Source organism: Kitasatospora sp. NPDC036755 (assembly GCF_040636595.1).
GTDB lineage: Bacteria > Actinomycetota > Actinomycetes > Streptomycetales > Streptomycetaceae > Kitasatospora.
Genome location: NZ_JBEZUT010000616.1, coordinates 1 through 2,177 on the forward strand (window position 1 = coordinate 1; position 2,177 = coordinate 2,177).

At 76.0% G+C, this 2,177-nt stretch carries 2 protein-coding genes and 2 pseudogenes; 2 read left to right on the forward strand and 2 right to left on the reverse strand.

The window, feature by feature from the left end:
- Positions 1-101: pseudogene (locus tag AB0E96_RS40560) on the forward strand (exopolyphosphatase); the annotation flags it as partial.
- Here AB0E96_RS40560 and AB0E96_RS40565 read toward each other — a convergent pair.
- Both AB0E96_RS40565 and AB0E96_RS40570 read right to left on the reverse strand, forming a co-directional pair.
- Positions 97-579 (reverse strand): annotated as a pseudogene (locus tag AB0E96_RS40565) (YcnI family protein); the annotation flags it as partial. The pseudogenes AB0E96_RS40560 and AB0E96_RS40565 sit on opposite strands and share 5 nt — an antisense overlap.
- A gap of 183 nt (positions 580-762) precedes the next feature.
- The gene (locus tag AB0E96_RS40570) at positions 763-1,587 is read right to left on the reverse strand and encodes a hypothetical protein (protein WP_359831796.1); all 825 of its coding nucleotides are present in this window, start codon (positions 1,585-1,587) and stop codon (positions 763-765) included.
- A gap of 230 nt (positions 1,588-1,817) precedes the next feature.
- Between AB0E96_RS40570 and AB0E96_RS40575 the strand changes: the two genes are divergently transcribed.
- The coding region (locus AB0E96_RS40575) for an ATP-binding protein (RefSeq protein WP_359831798.1) at positions 1,818-2,177 on the forward strand (360 nt) is incomplete at its 3' end.

Genomic DNA, 2,177 nt, shown 5'->3' on the forward strand with positions numbered 1-2,177 from the left:
TGGCCGGTACGGTCACCACGGTGTCCGCGATCGCCCAGGGGCTGCCGGACTACGACTCGGCGGCGATCCACCACTCGCGGGTCGGCCGGGAGCGGTCTCGTCGATCCAGCGGGCGATGTCGCCGTTGTCGTAGGTCTGGAGGGTCTTGAACTCCAGGCTGTCGGCGTCGGTCGGCAGCGGGCCGAGCGAGACCCGGAACTCCTGGAACTGACCGGGGGCGATCTTGGTGCCGGCGTCGGCGGTCCAGGTGATCTTGGAGACGGCCTCGGTGACGTCGTTGCCGTGCACCTTGATCGGCTTGTCCAGCTTGGCCTTCTCGACCGTGGCGGTCCAGCCCGGCAGCGGCAGGGTCCGGACCGAGGCCAGCGGGTGGTCCAGCGGGAGGTTGACCTCCAGCTTCACCGTGCTCGCGGTGTCGCTCTCGTTCGGCACCCGGAAGTCGACGGCCGTGTAACCGCCCTGGGCGGCCGCACCCGGGTTCACGGTGACGTGCGCGGAGGCGGGGCTGGCCAGCGCCACCACGGAGGCGGCGGCGGTGAGGGCGACGGCGGCGATGCGGCGGGTGGGAAGGGAACGCATGATGCGGGTCTCCGATCGGAGCTCGGCGGCCGTGCTACCGGGCGACGGACGTGAGCCGTACCGCGGGGGCCGCGCGTGGGGACGTGGGAGCAGTGCCTCGGGCCGTCCCGGTGGTCGGGGAACGGCCGGACGGTGCGCACGCCGGGCGTCCGGTACGGCCGCGGGGCCGCCAGGAGACGCCGGTCAGTACGCGAGGGCCCCGCACGGCGGGCCGCGCCGCACCACGCTGTGCCGCAGCACGGCACCCGTCGGGAGCGGGACCTCCCCGCCCGGGCCACCGAACCGGCGGGCCGGGCCGGCCGTGCCGAACAGGCCGCGCAGCAACGCGGCCACCAGGGCGAACGCCGTACGCAGCGGCGCCGCCCAGTGCTCCCGGGCCGCCGTCGCGGCCACCCGCAGCAGCCGCCACAGCGCGGCCTCGCCGCGCCGCAGCCACCAGCCCGCGACCAGCGCGGCGCCCAGGTGCCCGGCCAGCATGGACGGCGTCATGCCGAACAGGCCGGCCTGCCACCAGGGCGCGGCGGCGAACGCGTGGGGGTCCAGGCCCGCGGAGGAGACCAGCTGCTCCGGGGACGGGCCGCCGGACAGGCCGGCCAGGGTGCCCGGACGGGACTCGTTGCAGATCAGCCGGCCGGCCACCTGCGGCACGGTCAGCGCACCGGAACCGCCGTGGTGCGCGCCGGCCGCGGAGCCGGCGAAACCGTGGAAGCCGTGGAAGAGGCAGTGCAGCCCGAGCTGCCCGGCGCCGAGCGCCCCGGCGATGGCCGCCAGCGAGCGCTCCCGCCCGCCGCAGACCGCCGCGAACGCCAGCACCGCGGCGAAGCCGAGCGCCAGCGCGGCCGGCGCCACGTTCCCGCCGCCCGCCAGGGTGTGCCCGGCGGCCGCTATCAGGGTGCACACCAGGGCGAACGGGACCGCCCGGGCAAGCCGCAGGTCCCAGGCGGCGGCCCCCACCGGCTGAGCCGGTCCGGGGGCGCCCGGGAGCGGGGCGGCGGCGAGGGCAGTCATGGCCGGGCCATCCTCTCATTGCGTACGCCGCCGACACGGGCAGGGTGGGAAATCCCTACGAATGCCCCTTTCGGCGGCGGCGTGCGAAGGGGCGTACGCGTCGCCCGGCACAGACCCCGCCTCCCGGTCCATCCGCCGAACGGGCGGTAGCGGCCCCCGGGCACGGTTCACCCGGGAATCGCCCGGAGATACCTAGTTGTATGTGGAGCCGCAGCCAGGAGGGACCTCCCGTGGACATCTGGTGGACTCTGCACCTCAAACGCGACCCGGCCAGCGTTCCGCTGGCCCGGCGCATCCTGCTCGGTGCGATGGCGACGGCGGGCGTCGACCCGCAGATCGCGGACGACCTCGGCGTCGCCCTCACCGAGGCCTGCGCCAACGCCGTCGAGCACGGCGCCACCGGGCGGCCCGACGACGGCTTCCAGGTCACCGCCTCGATCTGCGGCGACCGGCTGCGGATCGAGGTCACGGACTCAGGCCCCGGCCTGCCCGCCCCCGCCGCACAGGACCGGCTGTGGCTGATGGACCTCTTCCGGCACGTCGGCCGCGGCCAGCTCTCCGGCTTCGCGGGCGGCGCCGCCGCCAACCGC

Excerpts from the sequence above, each read along its gene's own strand:
- AB0E96_RS40570 (WP_359831796.1), bottom strand. The coding sequence starts at position 1,587 with ATGACTGCCCTCGCCGCCGCCCCGCTCCCGGGCGCCCCCGGACCGGCT.